This window comes from Streptomyces sp. NPDC014676 (assembly GCF_043084105.1).
Lineage (GTDB): Bacteria > Actinomycetota > Actinomycetes > Streptomycetales > Streptomycetaceae > Streptomyces.
The window spans coordinates 212,959-231,862 of sequence record NZ_JBIBZI010000012.1; the positions used below are offsets into that span (position 1 = coordinate 212,959).

The following is an 18,904-nucleotide window of genomic DNA, read 5'->3' on the forward strand; positions in this document are numbered from 1 at the left end:
GCAGTGACAGGAAGGCGGCTGACGGCGAGTGGACACGGCCGAGAGAACGCCGGCGAACGCACCCGGCCCCGGCACCGGGGCGGCCACCGCGGCCGGCGGCGCGCGCCGTACCCGGGACGGCGCCCGGACCACGGCCTCCATGGCCGACGTGGCCCGCCTGGCGGGGGTCTCGTCCCAGACCGTCTCCCGCGTCTCCAACGGCTACGCCGGGGTCACCGAGGAGACCCGCCGTCAGGTGCTGGCCGCGATGAAGGAACTCGGCTACCGGCCCAACAGCGCGGCCCGCGCCCTCAAACGCGGCGAGTTCCGCACCATCGGCGTCATCACCTTCACGCTCTCCACCACCGGCAACGTCCGCACCCTGGAGGCGATCGCCACCTCCGCCGCGCACGAGGGCTACGCGGTGACGCTGCTGCCGGTCGCCGTGCCCACCCAGGACGAGGTGCGCGGGGCGTTCTCCCGGCTGGAGGAACTCGCCGTCGACGCCGTGATCGTCATCATGGAGGTCCACCTCCTGGACGCGGCGACGGTCACCCTGCCCCCGCACGTCCAGGTCGTGGTGGTCGACTCCGACGCCGGCGACCACTACACGGTCGTCGACACCGACCAGGCGGGCGGCACCCGCGCCGCCGTCCAGCACCTGCTCGGCCTCGGCCACCGCACGGTGTGGCACCTGGGCGGACCCGAGGACTCGTTCGCCGCACAGCGCCGCACGGACGCCTGGCGCGCCGCCCTCACCGAGGCCGGACGGGTGCCGCCGCCCCTCGTCCGGGGCGACTGGTCGGCGGACTCGGGCTACCGGGCCGGCCTCGAACTCGCGGCCCGGGACGAGTGCACGGCCGTCTTCGCCGCCAACGACCAGATGGCGCTGGGCCTGCTGCGCGCCCTGCACGAACACGGCCGGCGCGTCCCCGAGGACGTCAGCGTCATCGGCTTCGACGACATCCCCGAGGCGTCCTCCTTCCTGCCCCCGCTGACCACCGTCCACCAGGACTTCGCCGAGGTGGGCCGGCTCTGCGTCCAGGCGGTGCTGAGCAAGATGCGGCAGGGCGGCCCGGAACGGGGCACCACGCTCGTCCCGACCCGGCTGGTGCCGAGGGCCAGCACAGCACCGCCGCCGGAGCCCGCCCGACGATCGAACTCCTGACCTTCACCCACCAGTTGTGTGCGAGACTTGGTGATCGTCAGGCACTCCCGAGCCACTTCAGGGACGGACTCCGCCATGTCGACGGGCACATCCCCCACCCCTCCGCGGATCGACACCGGCAGGGCGCACCCCGCTCGGGTCTACGACTGGCTCCTCGGCGGCAAGGACAACTACCCGGTCGACGAGGCCGTGGGGGAGAAGCTGCCGCCCCAGGCGCGCGACGCCGCCCGGCAGAACCGCCGGTTCATGCACCGGGCGGCCGCCTGGCTCGCCGGGCAGGGCGTCGACCAGTTCCTCGACATAGGCACCGGCATCCCCACGGAGCCGAACCTGCACCAGATCGTGCAGGGCGTGGTCCCGGCCGCGAAGGTCGTCTACACCGACAACGACCCGATCGTGCTGCGGCACGCCGAAGCCCTGCTGATCAGCAGCCCCGAGGGCACCACGGACTACATCCAGGCCGATGTGCGCGACCCGGGCGGCATCCTCCGGCACGCCCGCGGCGTGCTCGACTTCGAGCGTCCGATCGCGCTGTCCCTGATCGCCCTCCTGCACTTCCTCCCCGACGACCAGGACCCCCTCGGCATCGTCGGCGAGCTGCGGGCCGCGCTGCCGCCGGGCAGCTACCTCGTGCTGTCGCACGCCGCCTCCGACCTCCACTCCGAGCTGGCCGAGCAGGTCACGGCCGAGTACGCCCGCGCCGGCATCCGCCTGGGCTTCCGCACCCGCGCCGAGGTCGCCCGCTTCTTCGACGGCCTGGAGCTGGTCGATCCCGGTCTGGTGACCGCACCGGAGTGGTTCCGGACGACCCCGCCGCCGCCTCCCGAGGACAGCGGCATCTACGCGGGTGTGGCGAGGCTCTCCTGACCCTTCGGTGATCACCGAAGAGTCCGCGGGCTAGCGTCCTCACATGAACGTTTCCTCGGACCTGGGCCGGCACCGGGCACCCTCGGACGGCGACGACGCGACCGGAGCCACGGCGTGACGCCGCTGGAGATGGCCGGCGTCTTCGCGGCGGGCGTCGGCGCCGGCGCCATGAACGCGGTCGTCGGCTCGGGAACGCTGGTGACCTTTCCCGTACTGCTCGCCACCGGGCTGTCCCCCGTCACCGCCACGGTCTCCAACGCGCTCGGACTGATCCCCGGCTCCGTCAGCGGCGCCATCGGCTACCGCAGGGAACTCGCGGGACAGGGCCGGCGCGTGCGGAAATTCGGCGTCGGCGCCGCGCTGGGCGGGCTCTGCGGCGCGGCGCTCCTGCTGGCCCTGCCCGCCGAGGCGTTCGAGACCATCGTGCCGACCCTGGTGGGGCTCGCCCTCGTCCTCGTCGCGTTCCAGCCCCTGATCGCCAAGAAGGTGCGCGGCCGCCGCGCGAAGGGACACCCCTCCCGCCGCGACGGCGGATGGCCGCTCTCCGCCGGCCTGGCCCTGGCCAGCGTCTACGGCGGCTACTTCTCCGCCGCGCAGGGCATCATCTACATCTCCCTGATGGGCCTGCTCATCGACGAGCCGCTGCAACGCCTCAACGCCGTCAAGAACGTGCTCGCCGCGATCGTCAACACGGTCGCGGCGGCCTTCTTCGTCTTCGTCGCCGACTTCGACTGGACGGCCGTCGCGCTCATCGCGGCCGGATCCGCCCTCGGTGGCCAGCTCGGCGCCAGGACCGGCCGCAGGTTCAGCCCCGCGGTGCTGCGCGCCCTCATCGTCACGATCGGCACCCTCGCCCTCGTCCAGTTGCTGCGCTGACCACCGCCCGCTCTCAGGGCAGGATCGCGTCGACGTAGCCGCCGTCGACACGCAGCGCCCCGCCGGTCGTCGCGGAGGCCTGCTCCGAGCTGAGGTAGACGACCATGTGGGCGATCTCCTCCGGCTCGATCAGCCGTTGCAACAGAGACTGCGGCCGGTGCTCGCGCATGAAGGCGCGCTGCGCCTCGTCCCACGGAAGGTCGCGGTCCACCAGCTCGTACACGAAGTCCTCCACCCCGCCGGTGTGGGTGGGCCCGGCGATGACCGAGTTCACCGTGACGCCCGTGCCCGCCGCCTTCTTGGCGAAGCCGCGGCTCACCGCGAGCAGCGCCGTCTTGGACATGCCGTAGTGGATCATCTCGGCGGGGGTGACGATCGCCGAGTCGCTGGCGATGTACTGGACGCGCCCCCAGCCGCGCCCGGTCATGCCCGGCAGGAAGAGCCGGGTCAGCCGCACGGCGGCCAGGACGTTCACCTCGAAGTAACGCCGCCACTCGTCGTCGGTGATCTCCAGCGGGTCCGCGGAGCCGAAGACGCCGAGGTTGTTGACGAGGACGTCCACCTGCGGCAGGGCCTCGGCGACCTGTTCGGCGCCCGCCTCGGTGGTCACGTCCGCCGCGACCGGTACGACGTCGGCGCCGGGCACCTCCCGTGCGAGGGCGGCGGCGCTGTCCCGTACGCGCTCGGCGGAGCGTCCGTTGACCGCGACCCGGGCGCCCGCCCGCGCCAGCCCGGTGGCGATCGCCGCGCCGATGCCCTGGGTGGAGCCGGTGACCAGCGCCGTACGGCCCTTCAGATCGATCTGCACGTCGTGCGTTCCCTTCGCCTGGGTACCAGTGCCCGCATGAGATGCCCGAACACGGACGGAAGACGCCGCTCGCGCACGTGCTCCGCCCGATCCTGCTCCTTCCCCGGACCCGCGCCCGAATCACCGCGAAACGCCCGGTGGGCATACGCTTCTTGTGACGCACTCGTACGGACGCGGGAGGCGACGTGACGGCCGAACACACGAACGCGACGGACGGCCGGACGGAAGCCGGCGCCGACGGTGACGACCTGCTCCACGGGCTGGAGGTGGACGACCGGCGCCCGGAGCGGCCCGTGCTGCTCGACGCCGACGGCACCCCGATCGAGACCTGGCGGGAGAACCACCCCTACGACCGCAGGATCCGCCGGGCGGAGTACGACCGCACCAAGCGCATCCTGCAGATCGAGCTGCTGAAGATGCAGCGGTGGGTCAAGGACACCGGCCAGCGGATCGTGGTGCTCTGCGAGGGGCGGGACGCGGCCGGCAAGGGCGGCACCATCCAGCGGTTCATGGAACGCCTCAACCCCCGGGGAGCCCGCGTGGTCGCCCTGGAGAAGCCGACCGAGCGGGAGGCGGGGCAGTGGTACTTCCAGCGCTACGTGGCCCACCTGCCGGCCCGCGGCGAGATCGTCTTCTTCGACCGCTCCTGGTACAACCGCGCGGGCGTCGAGCGGGTCATGGGGTTCTGCACGGACGCCGAGTACCGCCAGTTCCTCGAGCAGGCTCCTCTGTTCGAGCGGCTGCTCACCGACGACGGCATCATGCTGGTGAAGTTCTGGTTCTCCGTGTCCCGGGCCGAGCAGCGGACCCGGTTCGCGATCCGCCAGGTCGACCCGGTGCGCCGCTGGAAGCTGTCGCCGATGGACCTCGCCTCGCTCGACCGCTGGGACGACTACACCGAAGCCAAGATCGAGATGTTCCGGGCGACGGACACGCCCCACGCGCCGTGGACGGTCGTGAAGAACAACGACAAGCGCCGGGGCCGGCTGGAGGCCATGCGCAGCCTCCTCGACCGCTGCGACTACCCGGCGAAGGACCACGGGGCCCTGGGCAAGCCGGACCCGCTGATCGTGGGCTCGGCGGACACCCTGCTGGAGGCCGGTGAGGAACCCGCGGCCCTCTCACCGACCCCCCTCGCGGGCCCCGGGGTCGGCCCGGGCAGCCACCCGGACACGTGACCGGTCATCCCAGCGGCAGCGTCACCTCGCCCGAGCCCTGTGCCTCCGGCCCACCGGGCACGCGCACCGTGAACGGCCGGTCGGTCCCGGACGCCGTGACCCGCAGGACGTCGCCGTCCCGCCGGACCCGGAACGTCGCGGTCGGCAGCCCCGCCGTGTCCGGCACGGTGACCTCGGCCGCGTAGCCGGCCGCGGCCGACGGGTGCACGAGCAGGACCGGAGCGTCCAGCCAGTCGCCGTCGGGCCGGGAGTCGTCGCCGGACAGCGGCAGCACGGCGCCCTCACGGACGTACAGCGGGAGGCTGTCGTAGCCGTGCCGTTCGGTGCGCCAGCACGGGCCGGTGACCCGCTCGCCGCTCAGCAGATGCGTCCAGGTGCCCTCGGGCAGATAGACCTCCACCTCGCCGTCCTCGCTGAACACCGGCGCGACCAGCAGGTCGGGGCCCAGCATGTACTGGCGGTCGAGCGGGCGGCACGCCGGATCCCGCGGGAACTCCAGCAGCATGGGCCGCATCACCGGGACGCCCGTGTGGTGGGCCTCGGCGGCGGCGCCGTACAGGTACGGCATCAGGCGGTGCTTGAGCAGGGTGAACCGCCGGGCGACGTCGACCGCCTCGTCGCCGAACTCCCACGGCACCCGGTACGACGTGGAGCCGTGCAGCCGGCTGTGCGAGGAGAGCAGACCGAAGGCGAGCCAGCGCTTGAACACCTCCGGGACGGGCGTGCCCTCGAAGCCGCCGATGTCGTGGCTCCAGAAGCCGAACCCGCTCAGCGACAGGGACAGACCGCCCCGCAGCGACTCGGCCATCGCCTCGAAGGACGACCAGCAGTCGCCGCCCCAGTGCACCGGGTACTGCTGCCCGCCGGCGGTCGCGGACCGGGCGAAGACCACCGCCTCACCCTGCCCGCGCTCCTTCTCCAGGAGCTCGAACACCGTCCGGTTGTACAGGTGCGTGTAGTAGTTGTGCATCCGCTCGGGGGCGGAGCCGTCGTGCCAGACGACATCGGTGGGGATGCGCTCGCCGAAGTCCGTCTTGAAGCTGTCCACCCCCTGGTCGAGCAGCGGCTTGAGCTTCGACTGGAACCAGGCGCGGGCCTCGGGACTGGTGAAGTCGACCAGGCCCATGCCGGCCTGCCACAGGTCCCACTGCCACACGTCGCCGTTCGGGCGGCGCACCAGGTGCCCGAGGGCCGCGGCCTCGTCGAAGAGCGGGGACTTCTGCGCGATGTACGGGTTGATCCAGGCGCTGATCCGCAGGCCCTTCTCCTTGAGCCGGGCCAGCATGCCCTCCGGGTCGGGGAAGACGTCCGGGTCCCACTGGAAGTCGCACCACTGGTACTCGCGCATCCAGAAGCAGTCGAAGTGGAACACCGACAGCGGGATGCCGCGCTCGGCCATGCCGTCGACGAACGAGGTCACCGTCGCCTCGTCGTACGACGTGGTGAAGGAGGTGCTGAGCCACAGGCCGAACGACCAGGCCGGGGGCAGGGCCGGGCGTCCGGTGAGGGCCGTGTAGCGGCCGAGGACCTCCTTCGGGGTGGGTCCCGCGACGACGTAGTACTCCAGCGCCTGGTCCTCGACGCTGAACTGGACCTGCCCGACGGACTCGGAGCCGATCTCGAAGGAGACGGCGCCGGGGTGGTTGACGAAGACGCCGTAGCCGCGGGAGGAGAGGTAGAACGGGATGTTCTTGTAGGCCTGCTCGCTGCTGGTGCCGCCGTCGGCCTGCCAGACGTCGACGGTCTGGCCGTTCTTGACGAACGGGGTGAAGCGCTCGCCCAGGCCGTAGACCTGCTCGCCGACGCCGAGCGAGAGCCGGCTCAGCACGTGGTGGGCTCCCTCGCCGGTGGTGGCGAAGGCGGTGCTCTTGGCGCCGGCGCGGGTCAGCTCGCGTCCGTCCGCGTCGTGGAAGGTGAGCGCGAAGGGGCCGTCCCCGTCCAGGCGCAGGGTCAGGGGCCCGCTGGTCAGCTCGGTGACGGTGCCGTCCCGGTGTACCGTCCCCGCGCCGTCCGCGTCCCCGGTGAGGGCGAAGTCGGGGCCCGGCCGGTACTTGCCCGCGTGATGGGTGACCCGGACGCCGATCACGCCCTCGGCGGGGGAGAAGCACTCGACCGTGATCAGCGGCGCGTTCAGGGTGTCGCCCCTGCGGGTCACTTTCTTCACGGCGGCATAGCCGGTGAAGCGCTTCGATTCCGGGCGCACATCGCGCACTTCGGTGGCGTACGAGATCTGGACGCCGTCGCGGATGCGCCAGAAGCCGTCGGTGAATTTCATGGTCTTCCTCGGAGGGGGAGGGCGGCAGAGGCTCGGAAGGAAGCTTCTGACCAGGAACTATGACAGGAGACGCAGGACCTGTCACGCCTTGGCGCAAGCAGATCGTAGCGCTGGGGGTCTAGCGCGACCGGCTTCCGCTGGCGTATTAGTAATCAGGCAAAACAAATTACACCCGGTGCAGCGCCAGGCAACACCCAGGCAAGAGCCGCCACCAGTCGAAGCGCTTCACCAGCCTCCCGAAAGAGTCACCAGCTCAGCGCAGGCTGAGCCGGTCCCCACGCAAGGGCACCCACCGTGACAGCACATCCTCCGGTTGCCGCACACCGCGCGCGCGGACGTTCACGCGGAGCCGTCACGTCGATCGCCGCCGTCTCCGTCCTCATCGCCGGAGCGGCGCTGACCGGCTGCGCACAGCAGCGCGACAGCGACGTGTACACCGTGATGAACTCCTCGACCGACGAGACCTACCACCGCTGGGACGCCGAGGCGATGGCCCGCTGCGGCAAGCAGCTGGGCGTGCGCATCGAGCAGCAGAGCGTCCCCGCCGCGCAGGTGATGACGAAGGCCCTGCGCATGGCCTCGTCGAAGTCACTGCCGGACATCGTGCAGTTCGACGCCTCCGAGATGCCGACCTTCGCCGACGCCGGCGGCCTCGTCGACCTGCGCACCCTGGGCCTCGCCACCGACGACGTCCCCGAGGGCATCGTCGACTTCGGCTCGTACAAGGGCACGTACTACGGGGCGGCACGCTCCGTGAACACCCTCGCGCTCTTCTACAACAAGGACATCCTGGACGAGGCGGGCGTGCGGGTGCCCACCACCTGGGACGAGCTGCGCCAGGCGGCGAAGAAGCTCACCGGGGGCAACCGGTACGGCGTGGCGCTCAGCGCGGGCGGCGCCGAGGACGGCGTCTTCCAGTTCACGCCCTTCATGTGGTCCAACGGCGGCGACGAGACGGACCTCGACAGCCCCCAGGTCGTCGAGGCGCTCGACTACTGGAAGGCGCTGCTCCAGGACGGGTCGCTGTCCAAGTCCACGGTCAACTGGACGCAGGCCGATGTGAACGACCAGTTCATGGCCGGCAACGCCGCCATGATGATCAACGGCCCCTGGCAGGTCGAGACCCTCAACACCAAGAAGTCGCTGCACTGGGAGATCGCGCAGATCCCCGTCCCCGAGGCGGGCGCCGACTCGGTGGGACCGCTCGGCGGCGCCGTGCTCACCGTGCCCCACACCGGCGACACCGAGCGTGAGAGGACGGCCGGCCGGATCGTCGACTGTCTGGCGAGCGAGAAGGAACAGCTCACCTACGCCCTGAACAGCTGGATGGTCCCCGCCAACGAGAAGGCCGCCGCGAAGTGGCGCGAGGAGGTGCCCGAGCTGGACGCGCTGGCCGACCAGGTCGCCGCCGCCCGGTCCCGCACCGCCAAGCTCGGCGCCGGCTGGTCGGGCGTCTCGCTCGCCCTGCAGAGCGCCTTCCAGTCCGCCCTGACCGGCCAGTCCAGCGAAACCGCCCTGCAGCGCGCCCAGCAGCGCGCCACGAGCGGGAACTGAGGTACGCGCCATGACCACGTCCACCGTCACCGCCCCGGTGTCCGCGAAGACCTCCGGGAAGTCCGCCGCGCCGGACCCGGCCCGGCAGCGCCTGCGCCGCAGACTCGCCCAGTGGGGCTTCGTCGCCCCCGCCGTCGTCTTCATGCTGCTGTTCTTCGGCTACCCGCTCGTCCGCAACATCGTGATGAGCTTCCAGCACTACACGCCGAAGACGTTCTTCACCGGCGAGGCCCCCTTCAACGGCACCGACAACTGGTCGTCCGTCTTCCAGGACGTCCTGTTCGGCAAGGCCCTGTGGCACACCCTCGTCTTCACCGCCGGCTCCCTGCTCGGCCAGTTCTGCATCGGCCTCGCCCTCGCCGTCTTCTTCAACCGCAGGTTCCCCCTGAACGGTGTCCTGCGGTCGCTGATCCTGCTGCCCTGGCTGGTGCCCATGGTGGTGTCCGGCATCGTGTGGCGCCGCATCCTCGACCAGGACACCGGCGTACTGAACACCTTCCTGGACACCCTGGGCCTGGGCGGCAGCACCCCGTGGCTGACCAGCCCCGACATGGCGCTGCTCTCGGTGATCCTGGTCAACATCTGGATCGGCATCCCGTTCAACATGGTCATCCTCTACGGCGGCCTCCAGGAGATCCCCAAGGAGCTGTACGAGGCGTCCGCCCTGGACGGCGCCTCGGCCTGGCGGACCTTCCGCTCCATCACCCTGCCCATGCTCAAGCCGGTGATCACGGTCGTCCTGGTGCTGGGCTTCATGTCGACGGTCAAGATCCTCGACCTGATCCTCGCCCTCACCGACGGCGGGCCCGCCGACGCCACCCAGACCCTGGGCACGCTCACCTACCAGAACTCCTTCGTGGAGCTGGACTTCGGCGCCGGCGCGGTCGTCGGCAACGTCCTCATTCTCGTCTCCGCGGTGTTCGCGGTGTTCTACCTGCGGGCCAACCGCACCGAGGGGAAGTGACCGACATGGCCGCTCACACTCCCGCCGCGTCCCGGCGCCGCTGGGGCTCCACCGTCGCCGGTGTGCTGATCCTGGGCGTGATGCTCTTCCCGCTGTACTGGATGCTCAACACGGCGCTCCAGCCCGAGTCCGGCCTGCTCCAGGTCGACCCGGTGCCGGGCAGCCTGGACCTCTCCGGGTTCTCCAAGGCCGTCACCGACCAGGGCGGACATCTGCTGACCTCGCTGCTGGTCTCGTTCGGCGCCGTCGCCATCTGCCTGGTCGTCTCCGCCCCGGCGGCCTACGGCCTGGCCCGGTTCGGCCTGCGCGGCTCGCGCACCATCGTGTTCGGCACCCTGATCACCCAGATGGTGCCGGGCATCGTCATCGCCAACGCCCTCTACAACTCGTACGTCGACCTGGGCCTGGTGAACTCCTACTTCGGCCTGATGCTCGCGGACGCCTCGCTCGGCATCCCGTTCTCCATCGTCCTCATGCGCTCCTTCATGGTGTCCATCCCGGGCGAGGTCATCGAGGCCGCCGAGATCGACGGCGCAGGACCGGTACGGGTCTTCCTGCGGGTGGTGCTCCCGATGAGCCGCAACTCGCTGATCACCTCCGGCCTGTTCGCGTTCCTGTTCTCGTGGAGCGACTTCATGTTCGCGCTCACCCTGAACACCACCGACGACGTCAAACCGATCACGCTGGGCATCTACCAGTACATCGGTGCCCACGTCGGCGACTGGGGCGCCGTGATGGCCGCGTCCGTGCTCTCCGCCGTCCCGGCCGCGATCCTGCTCGTCCTCGCCCAGAAGTACATCGCCGCCGGCATCACCGGGGGCTCCGTCAAGTGATCACCGCACGCACCGAGATGGACGCGCACCGCATGAGCGACTTCCCCCGTTTCCCGCCCGGCTTCGTCTTCGGCGCCGCGACCGCCTCGTACCAGATTGAGGGCGCGGCGTACGAGGACGGCCGCGGCCCGTCGATCTGGGACACCTACAGCCACACCCCCGGCCTGGTCGCGAACGGCGACACCGGTGACACCGCCTGCGACCACTACCACCGCTACCCCGAGGACGTGGCCCTGCTGCGCGACCTCGGCGTCGGCTCGTACCGCTTCTCGATCGCCTGGCCGCGCATCGTGCCGGGCGGGTCCGGCCCGGTGAACCCCAAGGGCCTGGACTTCTACTCCCGCCTGGTCGACGAACTCCTCGCCGCCGGCATCGAGCCCGCCGCCACCCTCTACCACTGGGACCTCCCCCAGGCCCTCGAGGACCGGGGCGGCTGGAGGGTGCGGGACACGGCGGAGCGGTTCGCCGAGTACGCGGCCGTCGTCGCCGAGCACCTGGGCGACCGGGTGCCCCGCTGGATCACCCTCAACGAGCCGTGGTGCAGCGCCTTCCTCGGCTACTCCGTCGGCCGCCACGCGCCGGGCGCCCGCGAGGGCCGGGGTGCCCTGGCCGCCGCCCACCACCTCCTGGTCGGCCACGGACTCGCCGTCCAGGCGCTCCGGTCCGCCGGGGTCCGCGAGGTCGGCATCACCCTCAACCTCGACCACCACCTGCCCGCCACCGGCTCCGCCGCCGACCGGGAGGCCGTCGTACGCGCCGACACCCTGCACAACCTGGTGTGGACGGAGCCCATCCTCGCCGGGCGCTACCCGGACACCGAGGAGGACACCTGGGGCGAACTGATCACCGGACAGGACTTCCGCCGCGACGGCGACCTGGAGCTGATCTCGCAGCCGCTGGACTTCCTGGGCATCAACTACTACCGCCCGATCGTCGTCGCCGACGCCCCGTACCGCGAGGACGACCCCGCCCTGCGCGTGGCGACCGACAACCGCTACGCCGAGACGTCGCTGCCCGGCGTCCGGCACACCGCGATGGGCTGGCCGGTGGCCCCGGACACCTTCACCGACCTCCTGGTGGACCTGAAGGAGCAGTACGGCGACGCCCTGCCGCCGGTCCACATCACCGAGAACGGCTCCTCCGAGGACGACGAGGTGAGCGCGGACGGCGCCGTGCACGACACCGACCGGGTGGTGTACCTGCGCGACCACCTCACCGCGCTGCGGGCCGCGATCGACGCCGGCGTGGACGTGCGCGGCTACTACGTGTGGTCGCTGCTCGACAACTTCGAGTGGGCCTTCGGCTACGACAAGCGCTTCGGCATCGTCCGGGTCGACTACGACACGCAGGAGCGCACCCCGAAGGACAGCTACCACTGGTACCGGCGCATGATCGCCGCCCAGCGGCCCTGACGGGCCGGCCGCCTAGGCGGCGCCTTCGCGATCGTCGGAGGCGCCGTCGGCGTCCGGTTCCGGCCGTGCCGTGAGCGGCAGGACGACGGGGGAGCCCGCGTCCGCCGCCCCGGCGGTGGCGACGGGCTTGCGCAGCAGGAGCAGCGCCGCGTCGTCGTGCAGCCGGCCGCCCACGTGGTCCAGCAGTTCCTGGTGCAGTGCGGCGAGCGTGCGGGCCGGCTCGTCGCACAGGTGCCGGGCCAGGCCCTCGGCCAGCGGGTAGAACGCACGGCCGGCGTCACGGGCCTCCGTGACCCCGTCGGTGTAGAACAGCAGCTGGTCCCCCTCGGTGAAGGACACCACCTGGAGGCCGGGGGAATCGCCCGACAGGGCGCGCAGCCCCAGGGGCGGCGCCGGATGGTCGGGGTCCACCGGCACCACCTCGGTGCCGCGGACCAGCAGCGGGGGAGCGTGTCCGCAGTTGACCAGCTCCAGCCGCCCCGGCTCCGGGTAGCCGGCGACCACGGCGGTGACGAAGTCGTCGTGGCCGAGGTTGCGGGCCAGGCTCCGTTCGATCCGGCAGACGACGTCCAGCAGGTCCGGCTCGTCGTGGGCGGCCTCCCGGAAGACACCGAGCACCAGGGCGGCCGTCCCCACGGCCGGCAGTCCCTTGCCGCGCACATCGCCGACGATCATCCTGATCCCGTGCGGAGTGGGGATGAGGGCGTAGAGGTCGCCGCCGATCCGGGCCTCCGCCGCGGCGGCGCTGTAGTGGACCGCCGCCTGGAACGGGCCGACGGTCTCCGGGACCGGCTTGAGCAGGGCGTGCTGCGCGGTCTCCGCGACGGAACGGACGGCCGCGAGCACCCGTTCCCGGCGTCCGCGCAGGGCGCTGGTGAACGTGCCGGCCAGGGCGACGGTCACCAGTGCGGCGAGTGCGACGGCCAGTTCCGGGGCCGCCATGCCGTGCCGGGTGCCGATCACCGCGCCGAGGAGGGAGGCGAGGAGACCCACCCCGAGGACCCCGGCCGGCCGGCTGGTGGCCGCCGCCAGCGCCGGTCCGGCGGCGAGCAGCGGCAGCCAGACCTTGCCCGTTCCGCCGACGAGGTCGACGAACACGACGAGGAAGACGATCAGTACGGAGAGGGCGGGCGTGCCGGCGGCCCCGTGCGCGGCGGCCCGTGCCCGGGGCGACCACGTGTGGCGGACCCCCCGCTTGTACTGCCGCATCGGCCAGTGGTCGCGTCCATGCTGACGGGCGTGACTCATGTGTCGTCCGCAGTCCTCACCTTTGCGCGGCGCACGCGCATCCGTAATGTCTGACTTAAATAGGAAAGGTGATCGTTGCGAACGTCACAAGGGTGTGCTTTTCAGATAGTGAACGACAGTCCCCGGGTCACCCGTCCGGCGGTCGGCAGGAGGCGCTCGCGGACCTCGTCGAGCCGGTGCAGCCGGTCCTTCGGCATGGAGACGCCGAGCGAGCCCAGGGTGTCCCCGCTGTAGACCGGCACCGCGACACAGACGGTGCCCAGGGAGTACTCCTCCAGGTCGGTGACGGCCGGGGCCAGGTCGCTGCTCTCCAGCCGGCGGACCAGCTCCTCGGCCGTGGTGATCGTCCGCGGGGTGAGGTCGTTGAGGGGGTGCCGGGAGAGGTACTCCTTGCGTGCCTCGTCGTCGAGCTCCCGGAGCACCGACTTGCCCAGCGCGGTGGCGTGCCCGGCGTCCTCGAACCCCACCCACAGCTCGGCCCGCGGGGTGCGGGGGCTGTCGACGATCTCGGCGACGCGGATCTCACCGTCCTCGTAGAAGGTGAGGTAGGCGGCGGTGGACAGCTCGTCCCGCAGCGCGGCGAGCGCCGGCCGGACCCGGCTGAGCAGCGCCTGGCCGCGGCCCGCCGTGTGCAGGGTCTGGAACCGGTCGCCCAGGACGAATCCGCCGTCGTCCAGCTTGCGCAGATACCCGTCGTGCACCAGCGTGCGCAGCAGGTGGTAGGCCGTGGCCAGGGGCAGCCCCGTCTCCCGCGCCAGCTGTTTCGCCGGCGCGCCGTTCTCATGGGCGCCCGCCGCCTCCAGCAGCCGGAAGGCACGCTGCACGGAGGTGATGAGCGTCGGGCCCGCACCCATGGGACCAGCCTGCGCCGGCCGCCCGTCGCAGGCAAGACCGGCGTCGCTCCCGCTTCCCGCCGCGGCCGGACGCCGCGTCGCTCAGTGGGCCGCCGCCTTCACTGTCGTGAGGTCCTCACCGGTCAGTTCCGCGATCCGGTGGGCCGGAACCCCGGCGGCCAGCGCCCGCGTCAGCAGTCCGTCCCGTCCGTTCGTGCAGGACCGGTAGGCCAGCAGTTCCTCCTCAACCCGCGCCTGGTCCGGGGGAGTGAGTTCACCGCGCAGGCGGCTCAGCTCCTCGGCGCCGAGCGGAACGGGAAGGCGTTCGGTGCCCTCCGGAATGGCCCCCGTCTCCTCGGGCGGGAGGAGGCGCAACCGGGAGGAGGTGACGGTGACCCCCTGCGCGCCGAGCCAGGCCCGCACCGCCGGCGTGTCCAGGCAGGCGAGTTCCCCCACAGCGGCCAGGGGGACGCCGAGCGGTCCGTCCGCGTCGTCGAGCAGGACCAGGTAGGCGTCGTCGGTCATGTCCGGATGTCCCTTCCTCACGGGAAAGCGGTCACTGATCGCAGCTCCTCTACCCCGTGAAGGCACTCTCACCGCGCACTGCCCACGATGGGGTGACCACCGTCCCGCGACCCCGGTCCGGCCCGTGGCTCGTCGGCGGAAGCCCTGGAAGCCCTGGAAGGTTGCGTGAACGCGGGGGGAACGGACGGGCGCCCACCGGAATGCGGCCGGGTCCGCACGGAGCGGACCCGGTCGGCGGGTCGGCGGGGATCACGCCGCCGCGCGAGGGCTCAGGGAGCGGGGATCTCGTCCACGAAGGACGTGCCGGCGCCTCGGTAGGCGTTGATCTTCGCGGTCACCTGGGCGGGGGTGAGCACCTGGTCCTTGACGTGCAGGACGTAGTCGACCTGCTGGTCGTAGGCGCGGGGGGTGGTCGACGTCTGGCCTTCGAGGTCGATCAGCCACTGGTTGAAGTTGATCGACATCGGGCGCTCCGGCAGGTACGCGGCGTCGTGCGTGCCGAAGTGCTGACCGTCGACGTAGTAGGTGATGGCGCTGTCGTCGATGGTCACCACCAGGTCGTGCCAGCCGGCGAAGCTCCGCCGGCTCTCGGTGTGCTGGTTGACGGCCTGCCAGGGGTCGGGATTGTAGGTCTCCCAGGAGGTCGTGTAGAGGATGTTGGAGGGCTCGCCCCAGCCGCCGTTGGGCAGGTACTCGAAGTCGTACTCGGCGTAGTCGTCGGCCATCGGGGCCTTGAGGTCGTTGATGGTGAAGAAGGTCTGGACGACGCGGTCGCCGTCGGGGCCGTACTTCGGGGTGTCGGAGAACCGCACGCGGGCGGCGTAGGTGCCGTTCCTGAACTTCATGCTCTTGGTGAGGACTTCGGTGTGGACGGTGGAGGCGCCGGTGCCGGCGGTGGAGGTCTCCAGGTTCATCACCGAGGTGCCGCCCGGGGCGCTGAAGGTGACCTTGGACGGGTCCCAGGTCGCGCCGGGCACACCGGGGCCGCCGGAGTTGGACCGCACGCTCCAGCCGTGCGCGGAGATCGCCGGGTCGGTGTGCGAGGTGTAGTCGAAGTCGTCGAACAGAGTCTGGCCGCCGCCCGGCGGGTCGGTCGGGTCCGGGGGGTCGGTCGGATCGTTGCCCTCGGGGGCCGTGCCCCACACGGTGGCGCCGGCGAGCCGGGCGGTGACCTTGTCCCAGTCGGCGTACGAGGTCCGGGCGCCGTCGAAGGAGTAGTCGTCGCTCTGCCTGAGCGTCTGCCAGCCGGCCTGGTGGAAGCGCAGTTGCATGTCCCCGGTATCGGCGCCGGGCGCCAGGGAGCCGGCGGACGGGGTGAAACCGATCTCCAGGTAGCGGTCGGCGGTCGCGGTGGGGTGCGCGAGCGTGCCGAACGTGCCGGTGATGGCGGAGCAGCCCCTGACCGCCCAGGAACAGGCGAAGCGGTACGTGGCGTTCGGGGCGTCCGCCTTGAAGTAGTAGCGGACCTTCACCTGGCTCAACTGCACGGTCGTGGAGCCCGTGTTGCGGACCTTGAGCCAGGGCTCGCTCTGGTCGGCGGTGGCTCCGCCCGCGCTGGTGCGGTACTGCACGGTGACGGCGCCGTCCGCGGCGGCGGCGGTCGTGGCGGGGAGGCCGGCCAGGGCGGCGCTGCCGAGCAGGGCGGTCAGCGCGAGTGCCGCGCGGGTGCGGCGGCCGGCGGGACGAGTGCTCATCCGTGTCCTTTCGTTGTGGGGGTGGCGCACGGTGGATCGTCTGTGCGGCGTGTGCGGGTGCCGCCGCGCGCCGTGGAGCGCGAGGGGCGGTCCGGACCTCGCGGGACACGTGCGGTCGCGGGCGGACGGTGAGCGGCGGTACACGTACGGCCCTCGGGATTGACCAGTTGGACCCCGAGGCTTTACCAGTCGATGTCGAACGAAGGTGGCATAGACCAATATGGCCGTCAACCCTCCTGGCAGGAACGGGACTTGATGTTCTCCCACGGTCCCCCTCGGGCGGCGGACCAGTTAGGGTCGAAGCCGTACCGGTGCCACGACGACCCGCCGGTCCGACGACGAACGAGGGTCCCGCATGGAGATCGATCCCGCCGCCTCGCGCGCCGTGCTCAAGCGCGAACGGGTCCGCGACGCGATCCTCGAGCTCATCGAGGCCCGGCGCCCCGGTGACGCCATCCCCTCGGAACGCAGCCTGTGCGCCCGGCTCGGCGTGTCCCGGCCCACGCTGCGCGCCGCCGTGGACGAACTCGTGGTCGCGGGACTGCTGGTGCGCGAGCACGGCCGCGGCATGTTCGTCGCCGCCGAGAAGATCACCCAGGAACTGGTCTCCGCGCGGGGCTCCTTCGCCGTGCCGCGGGCCGGCGGTGTGTGGACCAGCCGGGTCCTGGAACTCCGTACCCTGCCGGCCGGCGCGCGGGTGGGCCGCAGACTGCGGGTGTCGCCCGCGGCGCGGATCCGGTACGTGGCCCGCCTCCGGCTGGTCGACGGCTCGCCCATGGCCATCGAGTACCTGCACGTCCCGGCGGACCTCGTGCCGGAGCTGACCAGGGAGGAACTGGAACAGGGCGATCTGTACGAGCACTTCCGCGACCGCCACGGCGTGCGGGTCGATGAGGCGGTGCAGTCCATCGAGCCCACCGTGGTGACCCGCGCGGAGGCGGAGCTGCTGGAGGTGCCCGAACTGTCGCCCGCCCTGCTGTTCGAACGCCTCACCACCGACACCGGTGACCGCCCGGTCGAGTACGTCCACTCGCTCTACCGGGGAGACCGGTACCGCATCGTCTCGCGGCTCGCCCTCGGTCCCCGTACCGTCCCCGCGCCGCCGCCCGGGGGACACCACCCGGGCATCCCTCCCGGGGACTTCCCGTCCGGCACACCGGTCAGTTTCTCCACGCGTGGAGTGGTGCAGAACGACCGGTGAGCCGGCGAAGGCCCCGCGCCCGGTGCCCGCCCGTCCCCGAAGACTCGGAAATTCCTTAGCCGTTTCGGTGTTTGCATGGCTGCCACGAGGACGGCTCGTGAGTCAGCGCAGGCCGTGCGTCCCGGTATGCGGCAGGACCGGCCCTCCGGCCGGTGCGCGTCTCGCGTCGGATGCCGCCGCTTCCGGTCCGCGGGCACGGTGCGGACTCCCGCCGACCGGTCCTCTCCGTGGCGGTGGAAAGAGAGAAGATGTCCAAGCGCGCACTGATCACCGGAATCACCGGACAGGACGGCTCGTACCTGGCGGAACACCTGCTGAGCCAGGGGTACCGGGTGTGGGGGCTCTGCCGTGGGCAGGCCAACCCGCGGAAGGACCGGATCGCCGAGCTGATCCCCGGCCTGTCCTTCGTGGACGGCGACCTGATGGACCAGGGAAGCCTGGTCTCCGCGGTCGACCTGGTCCAGCCCGACGAGGTCTACAACCTGGGGGCGATCTCCTTCGTCCCCATGTCCTGGCAGCAGCCCGAACTGGTCACCGAGGTCAACGGCACCGGCGTGCTGCGCATGCTCGAGGCCATCCGCATGGTCAGCGGACTCGGCAGGTCCTCCGGCGGCGGTCCCCGGGGCCAGATCCGCTTCTACCAGGCGTCGTCCTCGGAGATGTTCGGCCAGGTCGCCGAGAGCCCGCAGAGCGAGACGACCAGGTTCCACCCCCGCAGCCCCTACGGCGTGGCCAAGACCTTCGGCCACTACATCACCCGCAACTACCGCGAGTCGTTCGGGATGTACGGCGTCTCCGGGATCCTCTTCAACCACGAGTCCCCGCGCCGCGGCGCCGAGTTCGTGACCCGGAAGATCACCCTGGCGGTGGCCCAGATCAAGCTGGGCCTGATGGACAAGGTCAGCCTCGGCAACCTGGACGCCGAGCGCGACTGGGGGTTCGCCGGCGACTACGTGCGCGCCATGCACCTGATGCTCCAGCAGGAGGAGCCCGGCGACTACGTCGTGGGCACCGGCCGGATGCACACCGTGCGCGACGCGGCACGCATCGCCTTCGAGCACGTGGGCCTCGACTGGCGCGACCACGTCGTGGTCGACCCCGGCCTGGTGCGGCCCGCCGAGGTCGAGACGCTGTGCGCGGATTCGGCCAACGCCCGCAAGGAGCTGGGCTGGGAACCCGACGTCGACTTCGAGCAGCTGATGCGCATGATGGTCGAGTCCGACCTGCGCCAGGCCTCCCGCGACCGCGACTACAGCCGGCTGGTGGCCGCCGCCGGCAGCTGGTAGGCCCCTCCGGCCGCCGGACCGCCCCGCGCCCCGGCGACACACACTAGGGATTTCCGCAGACGCGCCGCCCGAGACTGGGCCCATGGTCTGCGGAAGTGCGTGCCCACCACGCCCATCACGCCCGCCGTGCGCGTGGTGCGCGTGGTGCGGAGGAGTCGCCGCGGCGGTCCCCGCCCGGCGTGGTGCCGGGGATCCGCCGCGGA

The 18,904-nt window shown here is 71.5% G+C and carries 16 protein-coding genes; 10 read left to right on the plus strand and 6 right to left on the minus strand.

Annotated elements, in window-relative coordinates:
- The first annotated feature begins 28 nt into the window (after window positions 1-28).
- The 3 genes from ACF1DX_RS29480 to ACF1DX_RS29490 all read left to right on the plus strand — a co-directional run bounded on the left by ACF1DX_RS29480 (window position 29) and on the right by ACF1DX_RS29490 (window position 2,890).
- Entirely contained in the window at window positions 29-1,147 is a 1,119-nt protein-coding gene (locus ACF1DX_RS29480; protein ID WP_391794166.1) for a LacI family DNA-binding transcriptional regulator, read from the plus strand.
- Window positions 1,148-1,222: 75 nt separating this feature from the next.
- A complete protein-coding gene (locus ACF1DX_RS29485) occupies window positions 1,223-2,014 on the plus strand; it encodes an SAM-dependent methyltransferase (RefSeq protein ID WP_391794167.1) in 792 nt (263 codons plus the stop codon).
- A gap of 114 nt (window positions 2,015-2,128) precedes the next feature.
- The gene (locus ACF1DX_RS29490; protein ID WP_391794168.1) at window positions 2,129-2,890 is read left to right on the plus strand and encodes a sulfite exporter TauE/SafE family protein; all 762 of its coding nucleotides are present in this window, start codon (window positions 2,129-2,131) and stop codon (window positions 2,888-2,890) included.
- A gap of 13 nt (window positions 2,891-2,903) precedes the next feature.
- Here ACF1DX_RS29490 and ACF1DX_RS29495 read toward each other — a convergent pair whose 3' ends face one another.
- On the minus strand, window positions 2,904-3,698 hold the full coding sequence (locus tag ACF1DX_RS29495) for an SDR family NAD(P)-dependent oxidoreductase (protein ID WP_391794169.1): 795 nt from the start codon (window positions 3,696-3,698) through the stop codon (window positions 2,904-2,906).
- Window positions 3,699-3,883: 185 nt separating this feature from the next.
- Here ACF1DX_RS29495 and ppk2 point away from each other — a divergent pair, with 185 nt between their 5' ends.
- Window positions 3,884-4,876 carry a polyphosphate kinase 2 gene (ppk2, locus tag ACF1DX_RS29500; protein ID WP_391794170.1) on the plus strand — a complete coding sequence of 331 codons (993 nt, stop codon included), beginning with the start codon at window positions 3,884-3,886 and terminating at the stop codon, window positions 4,874-4,876.
- Between the two features lie 4 nt (window positions 4,877-4,880).
- On the opposite strand, the gene yicI is transcribed toward ppk2, so the two are convergent.
- On the minus strand, window positions 4,881-7,151 hold the full coding sequence (gene yicI, locus ACF1DX_RS29505) for an alpha-xylosidase (RefSeq protein WP_391794171.1): 2,271 nt from the start codon (window positions 7,149-7,151) through the stop codon (window positions 4,881-4,883).
- Between the two features lie 294 nt (window positions 7,152-7,445).
- Between yicI and ACF1DX_RS29510 the strand changes: the two genes are divergently transcribed.
- The 4 genes from ACF1DX_RS29510 to ACF1DX_RS29525 are packed head-to-tail and all read left to right on the plus strand — an operon-like array spanning window position 7,446 to window position 11,914.
- The gene (locus tag ACF1DX_RS29510; RefSeq protein ID WP_391794172.1) at window positions 7,446-8,705 is read left to right on the plus strand and encodes an ABC transporter substrate-binding protein; all 1,260 of its coding nucleotides are present in this window, start codon (window positions 7,446-7,448) and stop codon (window positions 8,703-8,705) included.
- Window positions 8,706-8,715: 10 nt separating this feature from the next.
- On the plus strand, window positions 8,716-9,669 hold the full coding sequence (locus ACF1DX_RS29515) for a carbohydrate ABC transporter permease (protein ID WP_391794173.1): 954 nt from the start codon (window positions 8,716-8,718) through the stop codon (window positions 9,667-9,669).
- A 5-nt stretch (window positions 9,670-9,674) separates the two neighbouring features.
- The gene (locus tag ACF1DX_RS29520; protein WP_391794174.1) at window positions 9,675-10,502 is read left to right on the plus strand and encodes a carbohydrate ABC transporter permease; all 828 of its coding nucleotides are present in this window, start codon (window positions 9,675-9,677) and stop codon (window positions 10,500-10,502) included.
- A gap of 32 nt (window positions 10,503-10,534) precedes the next feature.
- On the plus strand, window positions 10,535-11,914 hold the full coding sequence (locus ACF1DX_RS29525) for a GH1 family beta-glucosidase (RefSeq protein ID WP_391794183.1): 1,380 nt from the start codon (window positions 10,535-10,537) through the stop codon (window positions 11,912-11,914).
- Between the two features lie 12 nt (window positions 11,915-11,926).
- On the opposite strand, the gene ACF1DX_RS29530 is transcribed toward ACF1DX_RS29525, so the two are convergent.
- The 4 genes from ACF1DX_RS29530 to ACF1DX_RS29545 all read right to left on the minus strand — a co-directional run bounded on the left by ACF1DX_RS29530 (window position 11,927) and on the right by ACF1DX_RS29545 (window position 16,214).
- Window positions 11,927-13,162 carry a PP2C family protein-serine/threonine phosphatase gene (locus ACF1DX_RS29530; RefSeq protein ID WP_391794175.1) on the minus strand — a complete coding sequence of 412 codons (1,236 nt, stop codon included), beginning with the start codon at window positions 13,160-13,162 and terminating at the stop codon, window positions 11,927-11,929.
- Window positions 13,163-13,263: 101 nt separating this feature from the next.
- A complete protein-coding gene (locus ACF1DX_RS29535) occupies window positions 13,264-14,016 on the minus strand; it encodes an IclR family transcriptional regulator (RefSeq protein WP_391794176.1) in 753 nt (250 codons plus the stop codon).
- Window positions 14,017-14,097: 81 nt separating this feature from the next.
- Entirely contained in the window at window positions 14,098-14,520 is a 423-nt protein-coding gene (locus tag ACF1DX_RS29540) for a DUF6003 family protein (RefSeq protein ID WP_391794177.1), read from the minus strand.
- A gap of 269 nt (window positions 14,521-14,789) precedes the next feature.
- Window positions 14,790-16,214 carry a cellulose binding domain-containing protein gene (locus tag ACF1DX_RS29545; RefSeq protein ID WP_391794178.1) on the minus strand — a complete coding sequence of 475 codons (1,425 nt, stop codon included), beginning with the start codon at window positions 16,212-16,214 and terminating at the stop codon, window positions 14,790-14,792.
- Window positions 16,215-16,569: 355 nt separating this feature from the next.
- Here ACF1DX_RS29545 and ACF1DX_RS29550 point away from each other — a divergent pair, with 355 nt between their 5' ends.
- Window positions 16,570-17,415 (plus strand): GntR family transcriptional regulator, encoded by an 846-nt coding sequence (locus ACF1DX_RS29550; protein WP_391794179.1) that lies wholly within the window; start codon window positions 16,570-16,572, stop codon window positions 17,413-17,415.
- Between the two features lie 248 nt (window positions 17,416-17,663).
- The gene (locus tag ACF1DX_RS29555) at window positions 17,664-18,701 is read left to right on the plus strand and encodes a GDP-mannose 4,6-dehydratase (protein ID WP_391794180.1); all 1,038 of its coding nucleotides are present in this window, start codon (window positions 17,664-17,666) and stop codon (window positions 18,699-18,701) included.
- The last annotated feature ends 203 nt before the right edge of the window (window positions 18,702-18,904 follow it).